This is a genomic window from Variovorax sp. YR216 (assembly GCF_900107745.1).
Lineage (GTDB): Bacteria > Pseudomonadota > Gammaproteobacteria > Burkholderiales > Burkholderiaceae_C > Variovorax.
Map to the genome: position 1 here is coordinate 61,799 of NZ_FNRO01000012.1, position 18,244 is coordinate 80,042.

General features: G+C 66.8%; 19 protein-coding genes. 5 read left to right on the forward strand and 14 right to left on the reverse strand.

Translation table 11 applies throughout. The features are described 5' to 3' along the window. A complete protein-coding gene (locus tag BLW05_RS24520) occupies window positions 1–399 on the forward strand; it encodes a Zn-ribbon domain-containing OB-fold protein (RefSeq protein WP_093166176.1) in 399 nt (132 codons plus the stop codon). An 11-nt stretch (window positions 400–410) separates the two neighbouring features. Further along, window positions 411–1,208, forward strand: coding sequence for an enoyl-CoA hydratase/isomerase family protein (locus BLW05_RS24525; RefSeq protein ID WP_093166177.1), 798 nt, complete (start codon window positions 411–413; stop codon window positions 1,206–1,208). Window positions 1,209–1,214: 6 nt separating this feature from the next. On the opposite strand, the gene BLW05_RS24530 is transcribed toward BLW05_RS24525, so the two are convergent. The 3 genes from BLW05_RS24530 to BLW05_RS24540 are packed head-to-tail and all read right to left on the reverse strand — an operon-like array spanning window position 1,215 to window position 4,108. Continuing rightward, a complete protein-coding gene (locus BLW05_RS24530) occupies window positions 1,215–2,051 on the reverse strand; it encodes a sugar phosphate isomerase/epimerase family protein (RefSeq protein ID WP_177142795.1) in 837 nt (278 codons plus the stop codon). Further along, window positions 2,048–3,103 carry an SDR family oxidoreductase gene (locus tag BLW05_RS24535; protein ID WP_093166179.1) on the reverse strand — a complete coding sequence of 352 codons (1,056 nt, stop codon included), beginning with the start codon at window positions 3,101–3,103 and terminating at the stop codon, window positions 2,048–2,050. Before BLW05_RS24535 ends, BLW05_RS24530 begins: the two co-directional genes overlap by 4 nt. Before the next feature lie 9 nt (window positions 3,104–3,112). Next, window positions 3,113–4,108 (reverse strand): Bug family tripartite tricarboxylate transporter substrate binding protein, encoded by a 996-nt coding sequence (locus tag BLW05_RS24540; protein WP_177142796.1) that lies wholly within the window; start codon window positions 4,106–4,108, stop codon window positions 3,113–3,115. A 173-nt stretch (window positions 4,109–4,281) separates the two neighbouring features. Between BLW05_RS24540 and BLW05_RS24545 the strand changes: the two genes are divergently transcribed. After that, window positions 4,282–5,598: a Rieske 2Fe-2S domain-containing protein gene (locus BLW05_RS24545; protein ID WP_093166181.1), complete on the forward strand. Its 1,317-nt coding sequence runs from the start codon at window positions 4,282–4,284 to the stop codon at window positions 5,596–5,598. Beyond that, window positions 5,595–6,545, forward strand: a complete 951-nt coding sequence (locus BLW05_RS24550; protein ID WP_256330475.1) for a PDR/VanB family oxidoreductase — start codon at window positions 5,595–5,597, stop codon at window positions 6,543–6,545. The genes BLW05_RS24545 and BLW05_RS24550 overlap by 4 nt, the downstream gene beginning before the upstream one ends. 19 nt (window positions 6,546–6,564) lie before the next feature. On the opposite strand, the gene BLW05_RS24555 is transcribed toward BLW05_RS24550, so the two are convergent. The 9 genes from BLW05_RS24555 to BLW05_RS24595 are packed head-to-tail and all read right to left on the reverse strand — an operon-like array spanning window position 6,565 to window position 15,454. Then, a complete protein-coding gene (locus tag BLW05_RS24555) occupies window positions 6,565–7,545 on the reverse strand; it encodes a Bug family tripartite tricarboxylate transporter substrate binding protein (protein WP_093166182.1) in 981 nt (326 codons plus the stop codon). Between the two features lie 55 nt (window positions 7,546–7,600). After that, a complete protein-coding gene (locus tag BLW05_RS24560) occupies window positions 7,601–8,584 on the reverse strand; it encodes a Bug family tripartite tricarboxylate transporter substrate binding protein (RefSeq protein WP_093166183.1) in 984 nt (327 codons plus the stop codon). Continuing rightward, a complete protein-coding gene (locus BLW05_RS24565) occupies window positions 8,581–9,777 on the reverse strand; it encodes an alpha/beta hydrolase family protein (protein WP_093166184.1) in 1,197 nt (398 codons plus the stop codon). The genes BLW05_RS24560 and BLW05_RS24565 overlap by 4 nt, the downstream gene beginning before the upstream one ends. A gap of 5 nt (window positions 9,778–9,782) precedes the next feature. Continuing rightward, window positions 9,783–10,580 (reverse strand): SDR family NAD(P)-dependent oxidoreductase, encoded by a 798-nt coding sequence (locus BLW05_RS24570; protein ID WP_093166185.1) that lies wholly within the window; start codon window positions 10,578–10,580, stop codon window positions 9,783–9,785. Further along, the gene (locus tag BLW05_RS24575) at window positions 10,573–11,577 is read right to left on the reverse strand and encodes a Bug family tripartite tricarboxylate transporter substrate binding protein (protein WP_093166186.1); all 1,005 of its coding nucleotides are present in this window, start codon (window positions 11,575–11,577) and stop codon (window positions 10,573–10,575) included. Before BLW05_RS24575 ends, BLW05_RS24570 begins: the two co-directional genes overlap by 8 nt. 37 nt (window positions 11,578–11,614) lie before the next feature. After that, window positions 11,615–12,592, reverse strand: coding sequence for an NAD-dependent epimerase/dehydratase family protein (locus tag BLW05_RS24580; RefSeq protein WP_093166187.1), 978 nt, complete (start codon window positions 12,590–12,592; stop codon window positions 11,615–11,617). Window positions 12,593–12,594: 2 nt separating this feature from the next. Then, the gene (locus tag BLW05_RS24585; protein ID WP_093166188.1) at window positions 12,595–13,380 is read right to left on the reverse strand and encodes a cyclase family protein; all 786 of its coding nucleotides are present in this window, start codon (window positions 13,378–13,380) and stop codon (window positions 12,595–12,597) included. A gap of 11 nt (window positions 13,381–13,391) precedes the next feature. Beyond that, window positions 13,392–14,381: a fumarylacetoacetate hydrolase family protein gene (locus tag BLW05_RS24590; RefSeq protein ID WP_093166189.1), complete on the reverse strand. Its 990-nt coding sequence runs from the start codon at window positions 14,379–14,381 to the stop codon at window positions 13,392–13,394. Next, window positions 14,378–15,454: an SMP-30/gluconolactonase/LRE family protein gene (locus BLW05_RS24595; protein WP_256330476.1), complete on the reverse strand. Its 1,077-nt coding sequence runs from the start codon at window positions 15,452–15,454 to the stop codon at window positions 14,378–14,380. The genes BLW05_RS24590 and BLW05_RS24595 overlap by 4 nt, the downstream gene beginning before the upstream one ends. Before the next feature lie 92 nt (window positions 15,455–15,546). On the opposite strand from BLW05_RS24595, the gene BLW05_RS24600 reads away from it, so the two are divergent. Then, entirely contained in the window at window positions 15,547–16,461 is a 915-nt protein-coding gene (locus BLW05_RS24600; protein ID WP_093166190.1) for a LysR family transcriptional regulator, read from the forward strand. Between the two features lie 206 nt (window positions 16,462–16,667). Here the strand turns inward: BLW05_RS24600 and BLW05_RS24605 are convergent, their stop codons facing one another. Together BLW05_RS24605 and BLW05_RS35530 are read right to left on the reverse strand one after the other, a co-directional pair. Next, complete coding sequence (locus BLW05_RS24605; RefSeq protein ID WP_093166191.1) at window positions 16,668–17,192, reverse strand: thermonuclease family protein; 525 nt, start codon at window positions 17,190–17,192, stop codon at window positions 16,668–16,670. 473 nt (window positions 17,193–17,665) lie between these two features. Further along, complete coding sequence (locus BLW05_RS35530; RefSeq protein ID WP_143044910.1) at window positions 17,666–18,091, reverse strand: hypothetical protein; 426 nt, start codon at window positions 18,089–18,091, stop codon at window positions 17,666–17,668. Between the last annotated feature and the right edge of the window lie 153 nt (window positions 18,092–18,244).

Consider the following 18,244-nt stretch of genomic DNA (forward strand, 5'->3'; position numbering starts at 1 on the left):
ATGACCACTCAATACACCGACCGCCCACTGGCAGCCGTGACTGTCGACGCCGCCACCGAGCATTTCTGGGCAAAGGCCAAGGAAGGCCTTCTGTGCACCCGGCGCTGTACCAGCTGCGGCAAGGTCCACTGGTATCCGCGCGCACTCTGCCCCTTCTGCTTGGGCGACACCGAGTGGTGCAGCCTCTCTGGACTGGGCACGATCTACAGCGTGAGCGTCACGCGCCGTGCCGGGCCCATTCCGTTTGCGATCGCCTACGTCACGCTCGATGAGGGCATCACGATGCTGACCAACATCGTCGACTGCGATCTCGACGATCTGAAGATCGGCCAACGGGTCGAGGTCACGTTCAAGCCTGCAGAGGGCGGCGCGATGGTCCCGATGTTCAAGCCGGCCTGAGCACAGCACAGATGGAGACGCTCGACTTCTCGGTGGAGAACGCGGTCGGCTGGATTCGCCTCACCCGCCCGGAGATCCACAACCCGCTGGACGTACCGCTGCGCACCGACCTCATGGCCGTGCTGGAGCAGGTGCGCAACGACCCTGCCGTGCGCGCGCTTGTCCTCACCGGCGGCGCGAGCGCCTTCTGCGCCGGCGGCAACCTCCATGCGCTGCAGGAGCACGCGCATGCGGGCCCCGCCTACTGGCAGCGGCGCATCAACGCCGGGCTTCGCCTCACCGACGATCTGCTGAACGTGGGCTGCCCCCTGATCGCCGCGATCGACGGTCCCGCGATCGGTGCCGGCTTCGCGCTTGCGCTGTGCGCGGACATGATCATCGCCAGCCCGCGCGTGAAGTTCGCCATGGCCCACTTGCGGCTGGGCCTGGTGCCGGACCTCGGCGCGCTCTATCTCCTGCCGCGCGTCGTGGGACTGCAGCGCGCAAAGGAGCTGGTGTTTTCCACCCGGGACGTTGGCGTCGAGGAAGCCCGCGAACTCGGCATCGTGATGGAAGTGCACGAGAGCGAAGCCCTCGAAGCGCGTGCGCGCGAAATGGCCGAGCGCATGGCCCAGGCCGCGCCGACCGCGGTGGCACTCGCCAAGGCGATGCTGAATGCCTCGCTCGACAGCGACAGGCAGAGCGCCTTCGCACTGGAAGCCGCGAGCCAGGCCGCTGCCTTCGCGGCGCCGGAGCCGGCCGCGCAGGTCGAGGCGATTCTCGGAAAGCGACGCCCGACCTTCGGCGGCCTGAAGTCCGCCCGCAACTGAGGCGCTTCAGCCGAAGTGCGACGCGAAGAAGGCCGCGGCCTTCTCCGCTGCGCGCCGAGCGCGCTCGGCGGCCGGGAGCGCAGCGTCGGCGACGACGGGCGTTTCCAGTTCGATCTCCGCGTCCGGCGACAAGGCCGCGACGAGCCCCTTCAGGTCAAGGCCGCCATCCCCCAAGTACATGCGACCCGACATCGCTTCGTCGAAGAGAGTCGTGTCCGGTGCACGCACCGCCGGTGCGTCGCACAGTTGCGTGAGGTAGATCGATCGGGGGTCGAGCGCACGCACCTCGGCAACGTCCGCGCCTGAGCGCGCGAGATGGAGCGAGTCGATCAGCAGGCCCACGTTGCGGGCGTCGCTGTCCGCGATCACGCGCTGGGCGTCGCCGATCGTCTTGAGCGCGCTCATTGGCATGAACTCGAGTGCGATGCGCACACCGGCATCGGCTGCAGCGCGCGCGTAGCCGCGCAGCAGCTTCGACACGCGCGCCAGGTCGGGCTCGAAGCATCCCTGCAAGATCAGCGGTGCACCGGTGCGGTGCGCGGCTTCCACATTCGCGAGCAGGTGCGACAGGCTGGTCTTCTCCGAGATGTAGTAGCCAGAGATGCTGGAGATGCGGATCGACAGCGCTTCGGCCCGCGCACGCACCCGTTCCAGACCATCGCCCTCGGCATCTGGCTGCGGCCATGGATCACCGGGATGGCGACCGCTGATGCGCAAGCCCACGGCGCCGAAGCCGGCGTTGGCGGCCGCGGAGAGCACATCCAGCGGCGCCGCATTGGCACCGAGCGAGAGAAAGCCGAGTGTGAGCGCGCGGACTTCGCGATGCCGAGGATTGCTGCTCATGCAGGCAATACCTCGCTGGCCTGCAGTTCGCGCAGGCGCTGCACCAGCGTCGCATCGGTCTCGATGCAGTCGTGGAAGCCAGCGCGTCGGATCTTCGCTGTCGCCAGCACGATGTCGTGTGACTGGCGCAGCATGTAGTCCATCCATCGCCAGTCGACGATCTGGCCGATGTCGATTTTCCGCAGGCCGTGTCTGCGCGCGATGCGGTCCCACACGGCCTGCTGGGCCGGCATCATGTCCGCGAGCGGAAGGGTCTTCGGCTCGCCGAAGGGCATTCCGAGTGCTTCTGCGATTGCAGGCCACGTGTGACGCCAACGCGCCGGGTCGCCATTGGTGACGTTGAAGGCCTCGTCCTCCGCCGCCGGCGCATCCGCGGCCCAGGCAGCGGCCGCCCCGATCTGCCGGGCGTCCGCGATCTGGTGCAGGGCCTCGTAGGCCCCCGCGCTGCCGGGAAAGCGCAGTGGCATGTCCAGTTCCTTGCACACCGCAGCGTAGAGGCCGATGCCAAGCACCAGGTTCATCGGGTTGCCGACCGCATAGCCGGAGACGAAGGGCGGAATCAGGTTGACCCAGCGCCAGCGCGCGCCGCGACTGGCTTCGCACAACCAGTCCTCCTGGTCGTAGTAGAAATTCGGCGGCAGTTGTCGCGGATCGCTCTCGCGGCAAGGCGTCGGGCTTGCGCCCCACTGGATGCCGTAGAACTTCGCGCCCGTGACGAGCACCACCTTGCGCAGCGCCGGCGAGGCCTGCTGCGCCGCTTCGACCACATTGCGCAGCATCGCCAGGTTGGGTGCCACTTCCGCCGCGCGGCTGGGCGCCGGCTGGAAGGCCGCATGGAACACATGCGTGATGCCCGTGTGCGGCGCCACGGCCCTCGAGCAGGCTGCTGCATCCAGCAGGTCGACCGCCACACCTTCGGTTCCCGGCAAGGCACCGCCGCCCGAGCGGCTCGCGCACAGCACGCGCCAGCCTTCACCGACCAGCCGCTCGGCAATGCCGCGCCCCACGATGCCGCTCGCGCCAGCGATCAGCGCGGTCCTTTTCTGTTGCATGCGGGCGCCTCAGCTGCTGAGCGTGATGCCCAGGCGCTTGATGAGATCGCCCCAGGTCTGGCTGTCGCTCAGCGCCAGCTTGCGAAAGGCCTCGCCGTGCACCAGCGAAGGCACGCCACCGGTTCGGCGCACGGACTCCTGGAACGCGGGATCGGCCTGCATGTCCGCGACTGCCTTCAGAAGCTTCGACGTCACCGGAGCGGGCATGTTGGCCGGCCCGACCATGCCGAAGAGCTGATCCGGAATCCGCACCGGCAGGCCGGACTCATTCAGGTTGGGCACGTTCGGCAACGCCGGATCACGGCCCTCGCCCGTCACCGCCAGCGCCTTGATGCGCCCGGCCTGGATGAGCGGCAGCGAAGTGGCGAGCGAAGCGATCGTGTACTGCACTTCGCCGGCAATCATGGCCGTGTCGGTTTCGTTGCCGGTCTTGAAAGGCACGTGCACCGCCTTGATGCCGACGGCCGCGTTGAACTGCTCCACCGCCAGGTGGATGCTGTTGCCCACGCCGCTTGATCCGAAGTTGAGCGTGCCGGGCTTGGACTTGGCCAGTGCGATGAAGTCCTGCAGCGTGTCCACGCCCAGCTTGGGCGACACCGTCAGGACCTGGCGCGAGGTCTGGATCAGACCGAGGTAGGTAAAGGACTTCTCGACGTCGTAGCCCGGGCTCTTGATGAGGTGCGGCGCGGAGGTCAGCGACGTGGTCGTGCCCATGCCGATCGTGTAGCCGTCGGGTCGCGCACGGGCCACTGCCGCCATGCCGATGGTTCCCGAACCGCCGATCTTCTGCTCCACGATCACGGTCTGCCCCAGCCGGCCGCCAAGGTCGGCGGCGATCAGCCGCGCCAGGATGTCGACGGCGCCTCCGAAGGGCGTGATCAGTGTGATGGGCCTCTCGGGCCAGGTCCCCTGCGCGAGCAGGCGACCGGGGGAAACGGCAAGGGCGGCGGCACCCGCGGCGATCCGGACAAGGGCGGTGCGACGGCCGCAGCGTGGCATGTGCATGACAGGACTCCTGAGGAAACGAATTCGACTCAAAAGCATAATGGACAGACCAATGGATCATTCTTCGGTAATACCCCGAGTTGCAATGCCTCGCTCCATCTTTCGCTTTGCCGAGTTCGATATTAGAATGGTTTAACCAATAATCCAATCACCCTCATATCACGGAGCCTCTCATGCTCTCCCCTGAAGACAACGAAACGCTCGTGCGCGTCGGCCCAGGCACCGCCATGGGCAGCCTGATGCGCCTGTACTGGCTTCCCTTCCTTCCCACCAGCGACCTGCCAGCGGGCGGCATGCCGCAGCGGGTGCGGCTGCTGGGCGAAGACCTCATTGCCTTTCGCGACAGCGAAGGCAGACTCGGCCTCGTGGACCATGCCTGCCCGCACCGTGGCGCGCCGCTGGTCTTCGGTCGCAACGAGGATTGCGGCCTGCGATGCGTCTATCACGGCTGGAAGTTCGGCACCGACGGCCATGTGCAGGACCTGCCGGCCGAATTGCCCGAGAGCCGACTGAAGGACAAGGTCCGCCTCAAGGCCTACGCCTGCCGCGAACGCAACGGCATCGCCTGGGCCTACATGGGCCCGCAGCAGGACAACCCGCCGCCGCTGCCGGAGATGGAATGGAACCTCGTGCCTGCCGAGCGCGTTCACGTCAGCTTCCGCGTACAGGAATGCAACTGGCTGCAGGCGGTGGAAGGCGAGATCGACTCGGCGCACGCGCCGATCCTGCATGGCCGCATCGATGCGCAAGGCGCCATCAGCGACTGGATCGCCAAGCGCGACCTGCGCCCCACCTTCCAATGCCAGCGCCAGCCGTTCGGCATGAGCATCGCTTCGCGCCGCAAGCTCGACGACGAGACCAGCTACTGGCGGGTGAACCAGTTCCTCCTGCCTTTCTGGACGCTGGTGCCGCCGCAGTCGCAGTACCCCGAACTGTCGGGCCACGCGTGGGTGCCGCTCGACGACTACAACACGCTGTGCATCATGTTCTCCTACCACCCCTCGGAGAAGCTCTACGACAAGTCGCGCGCGCTGTTCGAGAAGGGCCACGCGGGCCGCGAGACCGGCCATGCCAGCCAGGACGCATTCGCGCCCCGACCGGCCACCGAGCCTTTCGCGAAGTACTGGACCAAGTTCACCCGGCAAAACGGCTATCTCTTCAACTACGACGCGCAGACCAAGACGTGGTTCTCCGGCCTGCCGGGCCTGTGGGTGCAGGATGCGGCCTGTCAGTCGGGCGTGGCCGCGATCTACGACCGCAGCAAGGAGAACCTCGGCATCAGCGACACCGGCGTCGCGATGACGCGGCGCCTGCTGCTGGACACGGTGCGCATGCTGCAGGGCAGCGGCACCCAACCGCAGGGCATCAGTGACCCGTCGACCTTCATGGTGCGCGCCGTCTCGCTCACGCTGCCCGCCGGCGTGCAGTGGCAGGACCACGCCGAGCACATGACGGCACGCCTGGATGCCGGCTTCGGCTACACGCCGTGAGCGGGCTGCAACTGCTTCTGCGTCAGTTGCGCCGCGAGGCGGAAGGCATCGTGTCGTACGAGTTCGTCTCCGCGGGCGACGCGCCGCTGCCGGCCTTCACTGCGGGTGCGCACATCGACCTGCAACTACCCGGCGGCCTGCAGCGCAGCTACTCGCTGGTGAACGACCCGGGCGACCGCCACCACTATGTGATCGCGGTCGACCGCGCGGCGGACAGCCGCGGCGGTTCGGCCTGGATGCACAGCATGCCGCGGCCCGGCGATCGTCTCGCGAGCAGCGTCCCGATCAACGACTTTCCCCTGTACGAAGACGCGCCGCTTTCGATCTTCATCGCGGGCGGGATCGGCGTCACGCCGTTCATGGCGATGGCCGCACGCCTGAATACGCTTGGCCGCGCCTGGCGCTTGCACTACGCGGTGCGCTCGCGCCAGCGCGCGGCCTACGTGCAGGAACTGAGCACGCTGGACCGCAGCGGCACGTCGGTGAACCTGTACTGCACCAGCGAGGACATGGGACGCCCGGACATCGTAGCCATCGTGTGTGACGCCCCGGCCGGATCGCATCTGTACTGCTGCGGTCCGAACGGCATGCTCGACACCTTTACCACCGCCTGCGCCGGTCTGGCGCCACAGCGTGTTCACCTTGAGCGCTTCAGCGCCAGCCAAGAGGCGGCCACCGCCGGCGGCTACGAGGTGCGATTGGCCCGCAGTGGCAAAACTCTGGGCGTGGAGGCTGGAAAGACCCTCCTGGACACTCTGCTCGATGCCGGCGTCCCGATCCAATACGCCTGCTCCCAGGGCGTCTGCGGCACCTGCTCCACGCCGGTGCTGGAAGGCACGCCCGACCACCGCGACGACTACCTCTCCAACGAAGAGAAGGCGGCCAACCAGGCGATCATGGTCTGCTGCTCCGGCAGCCTCACGCCGCGGTTAGTGCTCGACATCTGAGCGAAAGGTGTGGGGCTCACTATTCGGCGGCGATCTTGTTGTCCTTGACCACCTTGGCCCAGGCGCGCGCATCTTCGTCCAGGAAGCGCCTGAAGGCTTCCGGTGGCTCACCCACCGGCGTCAAGCCATAGCCTTGCAGCTTGGCGCGGAAATCCGCTGCGGAGACGATGCGTTGTGAGTTTGCGAGCAAGACCGCGAGCGCTGGTTGCGGCGTTCCCTTGGGCGCGAAGATGCCGTGCCACGAATCACCCACGAATCCCGGATAGATCTCGGCGATTGCGGGCACGTCGGGCAGGCCTTCGATGCGATGGGGACTGGAAACGCCGAGCGCGCGGACCTTGCCGGCCTTTACCTGCGGAATCGCGCCGGTACTCGCGTCGAAGGCGACGTCGACACGCTGCGCGATGACGTCCGGCAGGAAGTAATCCTTGTAGGGCACGTGCGTCATCGACACGCCCGCCTGGTTGAGCAAGCGAGCCATGGCCACATGCGTGCCCTGCCCGATGCCAGCGCTTGCGTAGGTCATCGCATCCGGCCTGGCCTTCGCTTCGCGGACCAGGTCCTGCAGCGAGCGGATCTTCGACTCATTGGATGTGACCAGCACATAAGGCACCGAAAGAATCCGCGTGACCGGTACGAAGTCCTCGGCCTTGTAGGGCAGCTTCTTGTAGACGTAGGGATTGATCGAGAAGGTGTTGTTCACCGTCCAGAGCAGCGTGTACCCATCCGCAGGCGCACTGGCAGCGGTCTGCGCCCCGATGATGGTGCTGGCGCCGGAGCGGTTTTCCACCACGACCGGCTGGCCGGTGGCCTTTGCGAATTCGTCGCCCCACAGCCGCGCGATCACGTCGGGCGACGTGCCGGCCGGAAACGGAACGATGAGGCGCACGGGTCGCGATGGATATGGGGCCTGTGCGCGCGCGGCGACCGTTGCTCCAGCCAGCAGCACGCCAGCCATGCCGAGCGCGGTGCGCCGCGAAATCGTGTTCGGTGTTGTCATCCTCTTGCCTCTTTGCTTCTGTTGCGTATTGCGAACGGGGGTGGGGCACGGGCGGTCAGGTCTTCAGTTCCAGGCGACGCACCAGCGACGGGAAGTCGGCCATGTCCTGACGGATGGTGGCTTCGAGTACCTGTGGCAATCCGCCCACCAGTTCCCAGCCATTGATCTGCGCGCGGGCCTTCATCTGCGTGTCCGCGAGTGCCACGTCCAGCGCCTTGTTCAGGCGCGCGATCACCGGCGCTGGTGTTGCGCGCGGCGCCGCGAGTCCGATCCAGAACGACGGGTCGAAATGCGGGAAGCCCGATTCGGCGAGTGTCGGCACCTCGGCCATCGAGCTGAGGCGGCGCGAAGCCGTCTGTGCGAGCGGTGCGATGGTGCCGCCCTTGAGGCCGGCTTGCGCCGACGAGAAATCCAGCAGCGCGAGCTGGACTTCGCCGCCCATGAGACCGGTGATCAGCGGGCCCGATCCCTTGTACGGAACATGGACCAGATCGATACCCGCCAGCGACTTGAACTGTTCGATCGCGATGTGGTTGGTCGCGCCGATGCCCGCGCTGCCGTAGAACAGCTTGCCGGGCTGCGCCTTGGCCTGCGCGATGAATTCGCGCAGCGTCCGCCATGGCGATTTGCCCGGCGTCGCGAGGATGCCGACTGCACGAAGCGCAAGGCCCACGGGTGCGAACTCGCGCGCAGGGTCGACCTGTGCGCCTTGCTGAACCAGCGGCGCGACGATGTGGTTCGAGCGCGACGTGACCAGCACCGTGTAGCCGTCGGCGGGTGAGCTGGCGACCGCCGCGGTGCCGATGAGGCCCGCGGCACCAGGCCGGTTGTCGATGACCAGCGGCTGGCCGAGCGTCGCGCGCATCGATTCGGCGAGGAAGCGCGCGACGATGTCGGAGGGGCCGCCGGGCGGGTTGGGCACGACCAGCTTGATAGGCCTCTGGGGAAAGGCGTCGTCAGCCGCCCAGGCGCCGCGTATGCCCGCGATGGGTGCCAGCCCTGCGAGCGCGCCGGCAAGGAAGGTTCTTCGATTCGTCATAGGGTGGTCTCCGGTGCCTTTGTGATGGGCAAAGCAGTGCGCCCGCCGAGCGTCTCGGCCACCCAGTCGGCGATGTACGCACCGGCGTTGGCCGAGTTGTCGAAGCTGGAGTGCTGCTCGCCGCCTTCGCGATCCGTGAACAACTTGAGCTCGCGCTTCGGGCTGTTCACGAGCTGGTCGTAGGTGCGCTGGGCCCAGTGCAGCGGAATCTGCGAATCCTTCTGGCCGTGCGTCACGAGGAAGGGCACGCGGATCTTTTCGACGACGCCATCCAGATGCACCCGCTCCGCGATGCGCAGGAAATCGGCCTGGTCCTTCGCGCCCCAGACCCAGCGGACGTGCTCCCAGTAGTGCGGAACCGGAAGGCTGCCTTCGCGCGCCAGTCGCTTGAGCTGCACATCGCGCCAGTCATGGTTGGCGCCCCACACCACCCCGCAGGCAAATCGCGGCTCGAAAGCGACCGCGCGCGGACAGAAGTAGCCGCCGAGCGACACGCCTTCCATGCCGATGCGATGCGGATCGATGTCCGCGCGCTGTTCGAGCCAGTCCACGACCGGCGTCGCCCAGCGTTCCGATTCGACGAGCGCCGTCATGCCATGAAGGCGCAGCGCTTCGCCGGAGCCCGGCTGGTCGATGACCAGCGATGCCACGCCGCGCTGCGCGAGCCAGCGCGGCAAGCCCACGCGATATTTCATTTCCTTGGTCGAGTCGAGCCCGTTGACCTGCACGAGCACCGGTGCACGGCCACCGGGCGGCACGCCTTCGGCACGCACGTAGAGGCCTGCGATATGCGCGTCGCCATACGGGATCTCGACGCGTTCGCAGTTCTCGCCTGCAAGCCGCACGCCGCGCGCGAAGGTGTCGAGAAAGCGGCGGTACAGCAGCGCACGGCCGGGCGCGCCGTGCGCCTGCAGACGCTCGGCGGTGATCAGGTAGGTGGCGGCTCGCCCGAGCTTGTCACCGGCCGAGATCAGACGGCCGCGCGCTTCATCCTCGCGCGCGAGTTCGCAGAGCTGGTCGGCCATGCGCTCCCAGCTTTCGCGAAAGGCGATCGAGGCGGCCGCATCGGGTTGCTTCGCGGCCTCCTGCAGGGGTGCGCACATGGCTTCGATCTCGCCGATGCGTGCGCCCATCTCGATGGCGAGGTCGACCGAGAGGTTCCAGACGTAGTGGGTGGGGAAGTACTTGAACATGGGGGTCAGTCGCCGTCCGAGACCAGCGTGCCGCCGTCGACGACCAGTGTCTGCCCGCTGATGAAGGCCCCAGCAGGCGACGCCAGCATCGCTGCCACGCCAGCTACCTCATGCGGCTCGCCGATGCGGCGCAGCGGTGTCATCGCAAGGCGACGGGTCATGAAGGCCGGGTCCGCCAGCAGATCGGCGGCGAGCGGCGTGCGGATCAGACCCGGCGCAATCGCGTTCGCCCGCACGCCGTGCGGACCCCATTCCACAGCCAGGTTGCGTGCTATCTGCGCGAGCGCCGCCTTGCTCATGCCGTAGAGCCCGATCGCGCGGTTGCCCCGCAGCGCGGCGATGCTGGCCATGAGGATCACGCAGCCTCTGCCGCGCTCGGCCATCGGCGGCACCAGCGACGCGCAAAGCGCATGCGCGCTCGCGAGGTTCACCTGGAACACGCGCTCCCAGTCGCTTCGGTCAGTGGCGAGCAGCGGTCCCGCGGGCCCTTGCATGCCGGCATTGCACACCAGCGTGTCGATGCGACCGAACATCTCGATGGCACGCGCACCGAGCGCATCGGCCTGTTCCGCATCGGACAGGTCCGCGGCGATGACGCCGGCCCGCACGCCCATGTCGCGGCAACGCGCGGCGACGGCATGCGCGGCTTCCGCGGCATCTCCCTCGCGGTCGGAGAGAACCAGGTCGGCGCCCTGCCCCGCACAGGCCAGCGCGATCGCCTGACCCAGTCCGCCCGAGGCGCCGGTGACCAGCACCACCTGGCCGTGCAGATCGAAGAGCGCCGACGCTTGTGTCTTACTCAAGACGTACTCCGACTTCGTGAATCACCTTGCCCCAGCGAGCGGTTTCGGTGCGGATGAGTTCGCCGAACTCGGCACGCGAGCTCGGCGCCACCACGAGACCGAGGTCGGTGTAGCGCTGCACCACATCGGGGGGCTGAACCGCCTTCACGAGCTCGTCGTGCAGCAGGTTGGCGATCGGCTCGGGCGTTCCGGCCTTCACCACGGCGCCGGTCCAGCCGGGGACGTTGAGCGAAGGCAGGCCCAGCTCCGCGACGGTCGGCACCTGCGGCAACTGCGGCAACCTGCGCTCGCTGCCCACCACCGCGAGCGCGCGGGCCTTGCCCTCGCGCACCATTGGAATGCTGCTCGGCGTCACGTCGAGCATGAGATCGATGTGGCCGGCCAGCAGGTCCTGCACCGCGGGCGCGCCGCCCTTGTAGGCCACATGGGTGAGCTTGCCCTTGATCTCGGCGTTCAGCATCTCCATCCAGATGTGCGGCTGGCTACCCATGCCGTAGGAGCCGTAGTTGAGACCCTTGTCGCGCGCGGCCTGCAACAGGTCCTGCCAGGACTGCAGCCGGCTGTTGGCGGGCACGATCACCAGCGTGGGCGACACCAGCAGGCGCGAGAGCGGTGTGAAGTCCTTCAGCGTGTCGTAGCTCAGCTTCGGGTAGAGGCCCGCATTCATCGAAAACGGCCCGAGGTCCCCGTACAGCAGCGTGTAGCCATCGGCCGGCTGCTGCTTGGCGAAGTTCACGCCGATCTGGCCGCCGGCACCGGGGCGGTTGTCCACGATCACGGGCTGCTTGAGGCTCGCCGAGAGCTTCTGCGCCAGCATGCGTGACAAGGCATCGCCGAAGCCGCCGGCCGGATACGGCACGACCCAGGTGATCGGGCGCGTGGGATAGGCGGTCGAGCCTTGCGCCATCGCGGTGGACGCCAGCGGCGCAATGGGCAGGAGCGGCACCGCGGCGGCACTGCGCAGGAGACGGCGACGGGTCGGGTTATGAAAGGTCATGGTTAAAGACGGCACTCGCCGCAATTGAAAAGAAGGTTCATGCCCACGCGGGTTCCGGGGCCGCCTGGTCGCGGTAGCCCAAATCGAGTGCGCGTCGCACCAGTGCTTCTGGCGTTCCGTCGTCTCGCAGCCCGAGCGCTCGCGAGACGCGGTCGTCCAGCACCGGATAGCGGCCGAAGACAGCCTCCACGGAACGCTGCGGCGAATAGCGCACCAGGCGCTCTCCATGGACAGCATGAATTCGTGAGAGCGTGTGGACGACTTGCGAGATGGAGAGGCGCAACACCGGCAAGGGCCATGCGCGTTCCGCGTTGCCGGGATCCATGCTTGCAGCGTGAGCAAGGTTCTGCACACACCGGCGGGCGGACATCCACCATGCCGTCGCATCGGCACTCACAGGGCATGTGAAAGGCTCCCCGGCCGCCAGTGCATGCATCAGGTCGCTCATGAACGCGGACACCAGCCCGGACGGCGCACGCGGCCGCGCGACGATGCCCGGCAGACGCAGCGATCGGCCGTCCAGCAGGCCACGCCGCGTGAAGTCGGTGAGCAGGATTTCGCACGCCAGCTTGTGCGCGCCGTAGACCATCGGCGGACGCAGCGGCGTCGCAGGCGTCACCGGGTCGGGCAACGGACTGCCGTACACCGCGATCGTGCTGGCATAGACAACCACCGGCGCTCGCCCGCGCGGCGCCGCATCGGCCAGCGTCTGGAAGAGGTCCAGCGTGGCATCGAGGTTGATGCGCCGGCTCAGCAAGGGATCTGCTTCGGCCGCTCCACCCGGCACCGCGGCGAGGTGGAAGCACACATCCGGCGCCAGTTGCGCGATGCGCCGCTGGATGTCGCGGCAGGCGAGGTCACCTTCGAGGGTGATGACGCCGGCCATCGAATCGAGCCGATGATCCAATGCCACGAGCGAATCGATCGCACGTCCGCCGATCGCGCCCTGCGACCGTAGCAGCCCCAGCAGATGCGCGCCGATGAAGCCACCAGCGCCCGTCACGAGCACCTTCATCGTCAGTCCTCGAAGATCGCCACGGCCCGCGTCCAGCCTGCGGACGCGCCGCGGATCTTGTGGGGGAAGCAGCAGATGGTGAAGCCATCGCCGGGAAGCGATTCGAGGTTGTGCAGCTTCTCCAGGTGGCAGTAACCGATGTCGCGCCCGGCCTTGTGCCCTTCCCAGATCAGCGAGGTGTCGCCGGTTTCCGCGATGCGCTGTGCGGTGTAGCTGAACGGCGCATCCCAGCTCCAGGCATCCGTGCCGGTCAGGCGCACGCCGCGCTCCAGCAGGTACATGGTGGCCTCGTAGCCCATGCCGCATCCGGCGGAAACAAAGTCGCTGTGGCCGTAGCGTTCACCGGCGCGCGTGTTGACCACCACGATCTCCATCGGGCGAAGCACGTGGCCGATGCGTTGCAGCTCCACCTCGACGTCCTTCGCGGTGGCGACGTAGCCATCGGGAAAGTGGCGGAAGTCGAGTTTCACGCCGGGCCGGAAGCACCAGTCCAGCGGCACTTGGTCGATGGTGATCGAAGGCCGGCTGCCTCCCAGCCTCGCATCCTGCGTCGAATGGAAGTGATAAGGCGCGTCCAGGTGCGTGCCGTTGTGCGTGGAAAGGCTCACCCATTCGGCGGCCGCCGCTTCGCCCTCCGGATAGTCCTCCGGCTTCGTGCCCGGAATCAGCTGCATGAACTCGGGCAGCGTTTCCGCGTGCTTCTGGTAGGTGATCTTCGGTGCGAGCGGAGGCGGGTCCGACAGCACATCGTTTTCGAGATAGATCGACAGGTCGACAAAGCGCGGCATGGCGGTCTCCTTCAAGCGGCTGCCCGGGGCGCCTTCACGATGCGCTGGTCGATGGCGCCGAAGACCGGTCGGTCGTTCCAGCGCGCTTCCATGCGGACGCGGTCGCCGAAGCGCATGAAGGGTGTGGCGCTCGCGCCCTTTTCGATCAGCTCGATCGCACGGCGCTCCGCAATGCATGCCGATCCCTTCGCGCCGCCGGCGTTCGAGACAGTGCCCGAGCCGATGATGGTGCCCGCCGACAGCCGCCGCGTGGTCGCCGCGTGGGCGATGAGCTGGTCGAAGCCGAAGTTCATCTCGCGCCCGTTGGGATCACCGAACCATCGGCCGTTGAATTCGACCGTGAGGTCCAGATGCACGCGCGCGTCCTTCCAGGCATCGCCGATCTCGTCGGGCGTGACCGCCACCGGCGCGAAGCTCGACGACGGCTTGGCCTGGAAGAAGCCGAACCCCGTTCGCATCTCGCGGGGGCCGAAAGCGCGCAGGCTCACATCGTTGATTTGCACCAGCAGCAGTACGCGGCCCAGCGCCGCGGACGCGGGGCAACCCATCGGCACCTCGTCGACGATGACACCGAACTCGCCTTCGAAGTCGATGCCATGCGCTTCGTCCGGCAAGGGCAGGTCGTCGCGCGGCCCGAGCAAGTCGTCGGAGCCGCCCTGGTACATCAAAGGCACTTTGTCGCTGTCCGGAATCGGATCGATGTTGAAGGCCTTTTCCATCAGCCGTCCGTGGTTCAGGAAGGCCGAGCCGTCGCACCACTGCGGCGCGCGCGGCAATGGGGCTGCTGCAGCGGTGGTGTCGAAGTGGAAGGCGTCCGCGGCAATGCCGGCGTTCAGTGCCTCGTAGAGCGCAGCAAGGCGCGGCGCGGTGTCGCTCCATCGTTCGATGGCGTCGAGCATCGATGGCGCGATGCCATCGGCGGCGACCGCGCGTTGCAGGTCGCGCGAGACGACGACGAGGCGGCCGTCCTTGTGGCCGTTCCTGAGTGTGGCGAGCTTCATGCGTGGAGGTCTTCGTTCCAGTGGACAGGGGCCAGCCCCGCGACGGGGGAGCGAAAGCTGGGCAAGGTGGTGCCGCGCAGGCTGCCGAGGTAGACGATCTGCAGATCCGGACCGCCGAAGGTCAGGCTCGCCATCCACGGTGCAAGCGTTCCGCAGGCGGCGGCCATGATCTCAGGCGTGAGCGTGCGGGCTTCGTAGTGGGCGTCGAGGGCGCGCGTGGCCTCGGGGTTTCCGTCGTCCAGCAGCGTCAGCAGGTCGCCCTCGGGCGTGATCGCCACCAGGCGGTCGCTCATGACCAGCGTGGCCCAGAGGTTGCCGAACGCATCGAAGGCGAAGCCGTCGGGGAAGCCGGGCAAGCGCTCGGGGCCATAGGTCTCGCGCGTGCCGAGCGAGCCGTCGTTCCGCACCTCGAGGCGCGAGATGCGACGGGCATTGCTCTCCACGACGTACAGCCACTCCTCGTTGGCGTCCATGCGGACTTCGTTGGTGCCTTCGAATCCGTCCGCCACGATGCGTGCACCGCGCTCGTCGATGAGCGCGATGTAGCCATCGCGCGCGCGGGCGTTGATCGAATCGGTCCACGGCTGCATGCGGGTCGTGACCGTGAGCCAGATGCGCCCGCGCCGGTCGCGCAGCACGAAGTTGGCCTTGCCCAGCGGCCGGCCATCGATGCGGTCGAAGAGACGGCGCACCTGGCCTTCGCGGCTCATGACCTCGACCGAATCGCTGCCCCAGTTGGCAATGACGATGTCGCCATTGGGCAGGAACGCCAGCCCGTTGGGCAGCGACCCCTGGCTCTGCACATAGCGTTTGTCGAAGTCCGTCGGCGTGTGGCCATCGGTGGGTGATGAAGGAGCGACCAGCCGCTGCGTGCCGTCAGGTGCGATGCGCATCACGCCGCCACGCGCGTCCGCGGCCCACAAGGTGCCATCGCGCTCGGCCAGCACGCATTCAGGGCGCTGGAGGTCGTGGCCGACATGTCGGATCGCGGCCCGATCGACCTGCCAGCCGCGAAGTGGGTTGTTCTTGATCATGCTCTGGAGGAAAAGTGCGCGCAGCTTAGGTGCGGCCATCTCCGTGCACAAACCGAATCTCCCGATGGCAGCCATCGCGCGGCCCGATACCTCGCTGCCCTAAGATCGCTGCAACCCGACGGAGACAAAGAATGCGTTACCAGCGCATCGACCTGAACCTGCTGATCGCACTCGACGCACTGCTGGCCGAGCGCAACGTGACCCGCGCTGCCGAGCGCATGCACATGACACAGTCCGCCATGAGTGGCGTGCTCTCACGCCTGCGCGACTACTTCGAAGACCCGCTGCTCGTGCCGCTCGGCCGGAGCATGCAGTTGACGCCGCGTGCGGAAAGCCTGATCGATCCGGTGCGCAACATCATCCTGCAGGTCGATGCGACGTTGGGCGTGAAGCCCGAGTTCGAGCCTGCTACGGCGCATCGGCACTTCCGTGTGATCGCCTCCGACTATGTGACGCAGGTGCTGCTCGCCGAGGCGCTGCGTCGCATTGCGCAGATGGCCCCGCACCTGACCTTCGACGTGCGGCCGACACATAGCGGCATGGCGCAGGACCTGGACCAAGGGCGCGTCGACTTCCTGGTCACGCCGGCGCATCTGACGCTGCCAGAGCATCCGCAGGCGATCCTCTTCGAAGACACCTACCACGTGATCGCATGCCAGCAGAACAAGGCTCTGCAGGACGGCATCACGCTCGACCAATACCAGTCGCTCGGTCATGTCGTGTATCAGGCGGACCAAGGAAGCAACCCGTGGTTCGAGCAGTGGTACGCCAATCAACACGGCAGCACCCGCCGCATCGAAGTGGTCGCGCACGGCTTTCTGCTGATGCCGCGCTTCGTCGTCGGCACCCACCGGATCGCGACCGTCCAGACCCGCTTGGCGAAGCAGTTCGTGCAGGCGATGCCGCTGAGACTGCTGGAGCCCCCGCTGGAAACACCCAGGCTGACCGAAGTCCTGCAGTGGCATCGCTATCGCGAGGACGACCCAGGCGTGCGCTGGGTTCGCGAGCAGATCATTGCTTTGGCGGAGGTGATGCCGGCAATCTAGCTCCTTCGGGCTGCCGGCCCAATTCTGTCAGCCTCTTCTGCCTGCCGTGTGACCCCTACGCGGGGACGCGATCAACAGAACATGAACGCCAGGATGGCGACATCGTCCGCCAGGTTGAGCAATGCGTACCCGGACAGCCTGTAGGCCAGCACCATCGTTTGGTTGATCAGGTCTTGGATCGTCAAGGCAGCCTCGCACGCGGCCATTCAGTGCTCACGCTGGGCTTTCCGCCAGTCCCATGGGGCTACCGGGTCAGGATCGCGCCACAGCCCGACCCGCTTGGCCTTTGCTTCCATCTCGGCGAACTCGTACTGCCCTCGCTCCTGGGGCGTTTGCTCGCGCGCGTAGGCGCGATACCACCAGGCCATCCCGACGGTAACCATCGCCAAGCCGGCATCAAGAGTTTTCGGTCCGTTCGGCGCCGATGCCGGAGCGACATGCACCTTGCAGACCGATCGTCCGTAGCGATCGGTCTTGATGCAATCGAGTTCGGCGTCCTTCATGTAGATCAGATCAGACATCGCTTGCTTCGCTCGCTCACCGAAGGGCTGGTGCTTCTCCGGGGCGTCGATGCCGTTGAGCCGCACCTTGATCTCCTCGTAGTTACCGGGCCGGCCGCAGCGGGCCTTCAAGGTGTCGCCGTCGGAGACGCCAACGACCAGGCAGGTTTGAGGTGCCGCGTGCAGGGTGAACGGGAGGGCCAGAAGGATCGAGAAAAGCAAACGACGCATCGCGGAATTTTCGCTGATGCACCAAGGTAATTTCTCGTTCGACCAACTTTTCAGGTGCTCCTGGTCCCCCGGCGGCGGTCGGCAAGCTCGTCTTCGCGGGCAGAATGGTGCTCACCTGGACCCACCCGAAGGTGCCTCATGGTCTGTTTTCGGTTGCTGCTTGTCGTGTGGCTTGCCTCTTGTGGCAACCTGGCTCATGCGGCCGTCTGGCGGTGCACCCTTCGCCACGTCTACGAGGTCAAGCCCGGGGGCGCGCTCGAGCAGCAGAAAGAAGATCCCATCCTGATGCACTTCCAGCGCGTGGGTGAAATGCTGCTCTATGACGAGGCCACTGGATCGGTTCGCTACCTGAGCGCCGGAAGCACCGTGTGGAGGCTGACCTTCCAGGTCAAGCAAAGGGGTGATGACCACGACGACTCTGCGATGGCACTCTTCATCGACCCCGCCGGGGGCTCGGTCATCGTGCTGAGAATCTATACCGGCGGCAAGGAATCTCGTGACGCAAGCAGGTTCTCGTTCGTGGATATGAGAGGGTCGATCGGCACCGGGACTTGCGCGCAGATGGCCAACGGCTGACGGCGGCGGCGGTTCTTGCCCTTTGTGGGTAGCACCTTGCTCGGGGCGCGTCGCGTCAACGATCCGATCTGCCCACCGGGTCCGCTCAGGCTCGGCGAGATGTCGAGGTCCGTCTTGGCACGGACGTAGCGGGCGCCGGCCAGCGTGTAGATCTGCTGCACGAAGTCGACGTTGTAACCACCCAGGAGCCCCCCGGCGACCCGGTTGGACACGCCGAGCTTCACGTACTGCATGTCGAGCATGCCACCCCAGTCACCCTTGCGGGCTTCGAGCGTGCCCATGGCGCCAAAGTCCAGGGCGTTGAGGATGCTGCTGGAACTCACGGAAACGGTGCTCCCGGGCAAGGGCCCGAGCTTCAAGTCCGAGCGGATGCCTGCAATCGCCGAGCGCATCGTTGGGCCAGTTGATCTGCGTCAATCTTGCTGGGTGCGCTCGATTGAATACTGCCTTCTCCCATGACTCGGGTGGCCCATGCT

Excerpts from the sequence above, each read along its gene's own strand:
- BLW05_RS24555 (WP_093166182.1), bottom strand. The coding sequence starts at position 7,545 with ATGACAACACCGAACACGATTTCGCGGCGCACCGCGCTCGGCATGGCT.
- BLW05_RS24530 (WP_177142795.1), bottom strand. The coding sequence starts at position 2,051 with ATGAGCAGCAATCCTCGGCATCGCGAAGTCCGCGCGCTCACACTCGGC.
- BLW05_RS24605 (WP_093166191.1), bottom strand. The coding sequence starts at position 17,192 with ATGCGTCGTTTGCTTTTCTCGATCCTTCTGGCCCTCCCGTTCACCCTG.
- BLW05_RS24565 (WP_093166184.1), bottom strand. The coding sequence starts at position 9,777 with ATGTTCAAGTACTTCCCCACCCACTACGTCTGGAACCTCTCGGTCGAC.
- BLW05_RS24590 (WP_093166189.1), bottom strand. The coding sequence starts at position 14,381 with ATGAAGCTCGCCACACTCAGGAACGGCCACAAGGACGGCCGCCTCGTC.
- BLW05_RS24585 (WP_093166188.1), bottom strand. The coding sequence starts at position 13,380 with ATGCCGCGCTTTGTCGACCTGTCGATCTATCTCGAAAACGATGTGCTG.
- BLW05_RS24580 (WP_093166187.1), bottom strand. The coding sequence starts at position 12,592 with ATGAAGGTGCTCGTGACGGGCGCTGGTGGCTTCATCGGCGCGCATCTG.
- BLW05_RS24595 (WP_256330476.1), bottom strand. The coding sequence starts at position 15,454 with ATGGCCGCACCTAAGCTGCGCGCACTTTTCCTCCAGAGCATGATCAAG.
- BLW05_RS24535 (WP_093166179.1), bottom strand. The coding sequence starts at position 3,103 with ATGCAACAGAAAAGGACCGCGCTGATCGCTGGCGCGAGCGGCATCGTG.
- BLW05_RS24600 (WP_093166190.1), top strand. The coding sequence starts at position 15,547 with ATGCGTTACCAGCGCATCGACCTGAACCTGCTGATCGCACTCGACGCA.
- BLW05_RS24575 (WP_093166186.1), bottom strand. The coding sequence starts at position 11,577 with ATGACCTTTCATAACCCGACCCGTCGCCGTCTCCTGCGCAGTGCCGCC.
- BLW05_RS24525 (WP_093166177.1), top strand. The coding sequence starts at position 411 with ATGGAGACGCTCGACTTCTCGGTGGAGAACGCGGTCGGCTGGATTCGC.
- BLW05_RS24560 (WP_093166183.1), bottom strand. The coding sequence starts at position 8,584 with ATGACGAATCGAAGAACCTTCCTTGCCGGCGCGCTCGCAGGGCTGGCA.
- BLW05_RS24520 (WP_093166176.1), top strand. The coding sequence starts at position 1 with ATGACCACTCAATACACCGACCGCCCACTGGCAGCCGTGACTGTCGAC.
- BLW05_RS24540 (WP_177142796.1), bottom strand. The coding sequence starts at position 4,108 with ATGCACATGCCACGCTGCGGCCGTCGCACCGCCCTTGTCCGGATCGCC.
- BLW05_RS24545 (WP_093166181.1), top strand. The coding sequence starts at position 4,282 with ATGCTCTCCCCTGAAGACAACGAAACGCTCGTGCGCGTCGGCCCAGGC.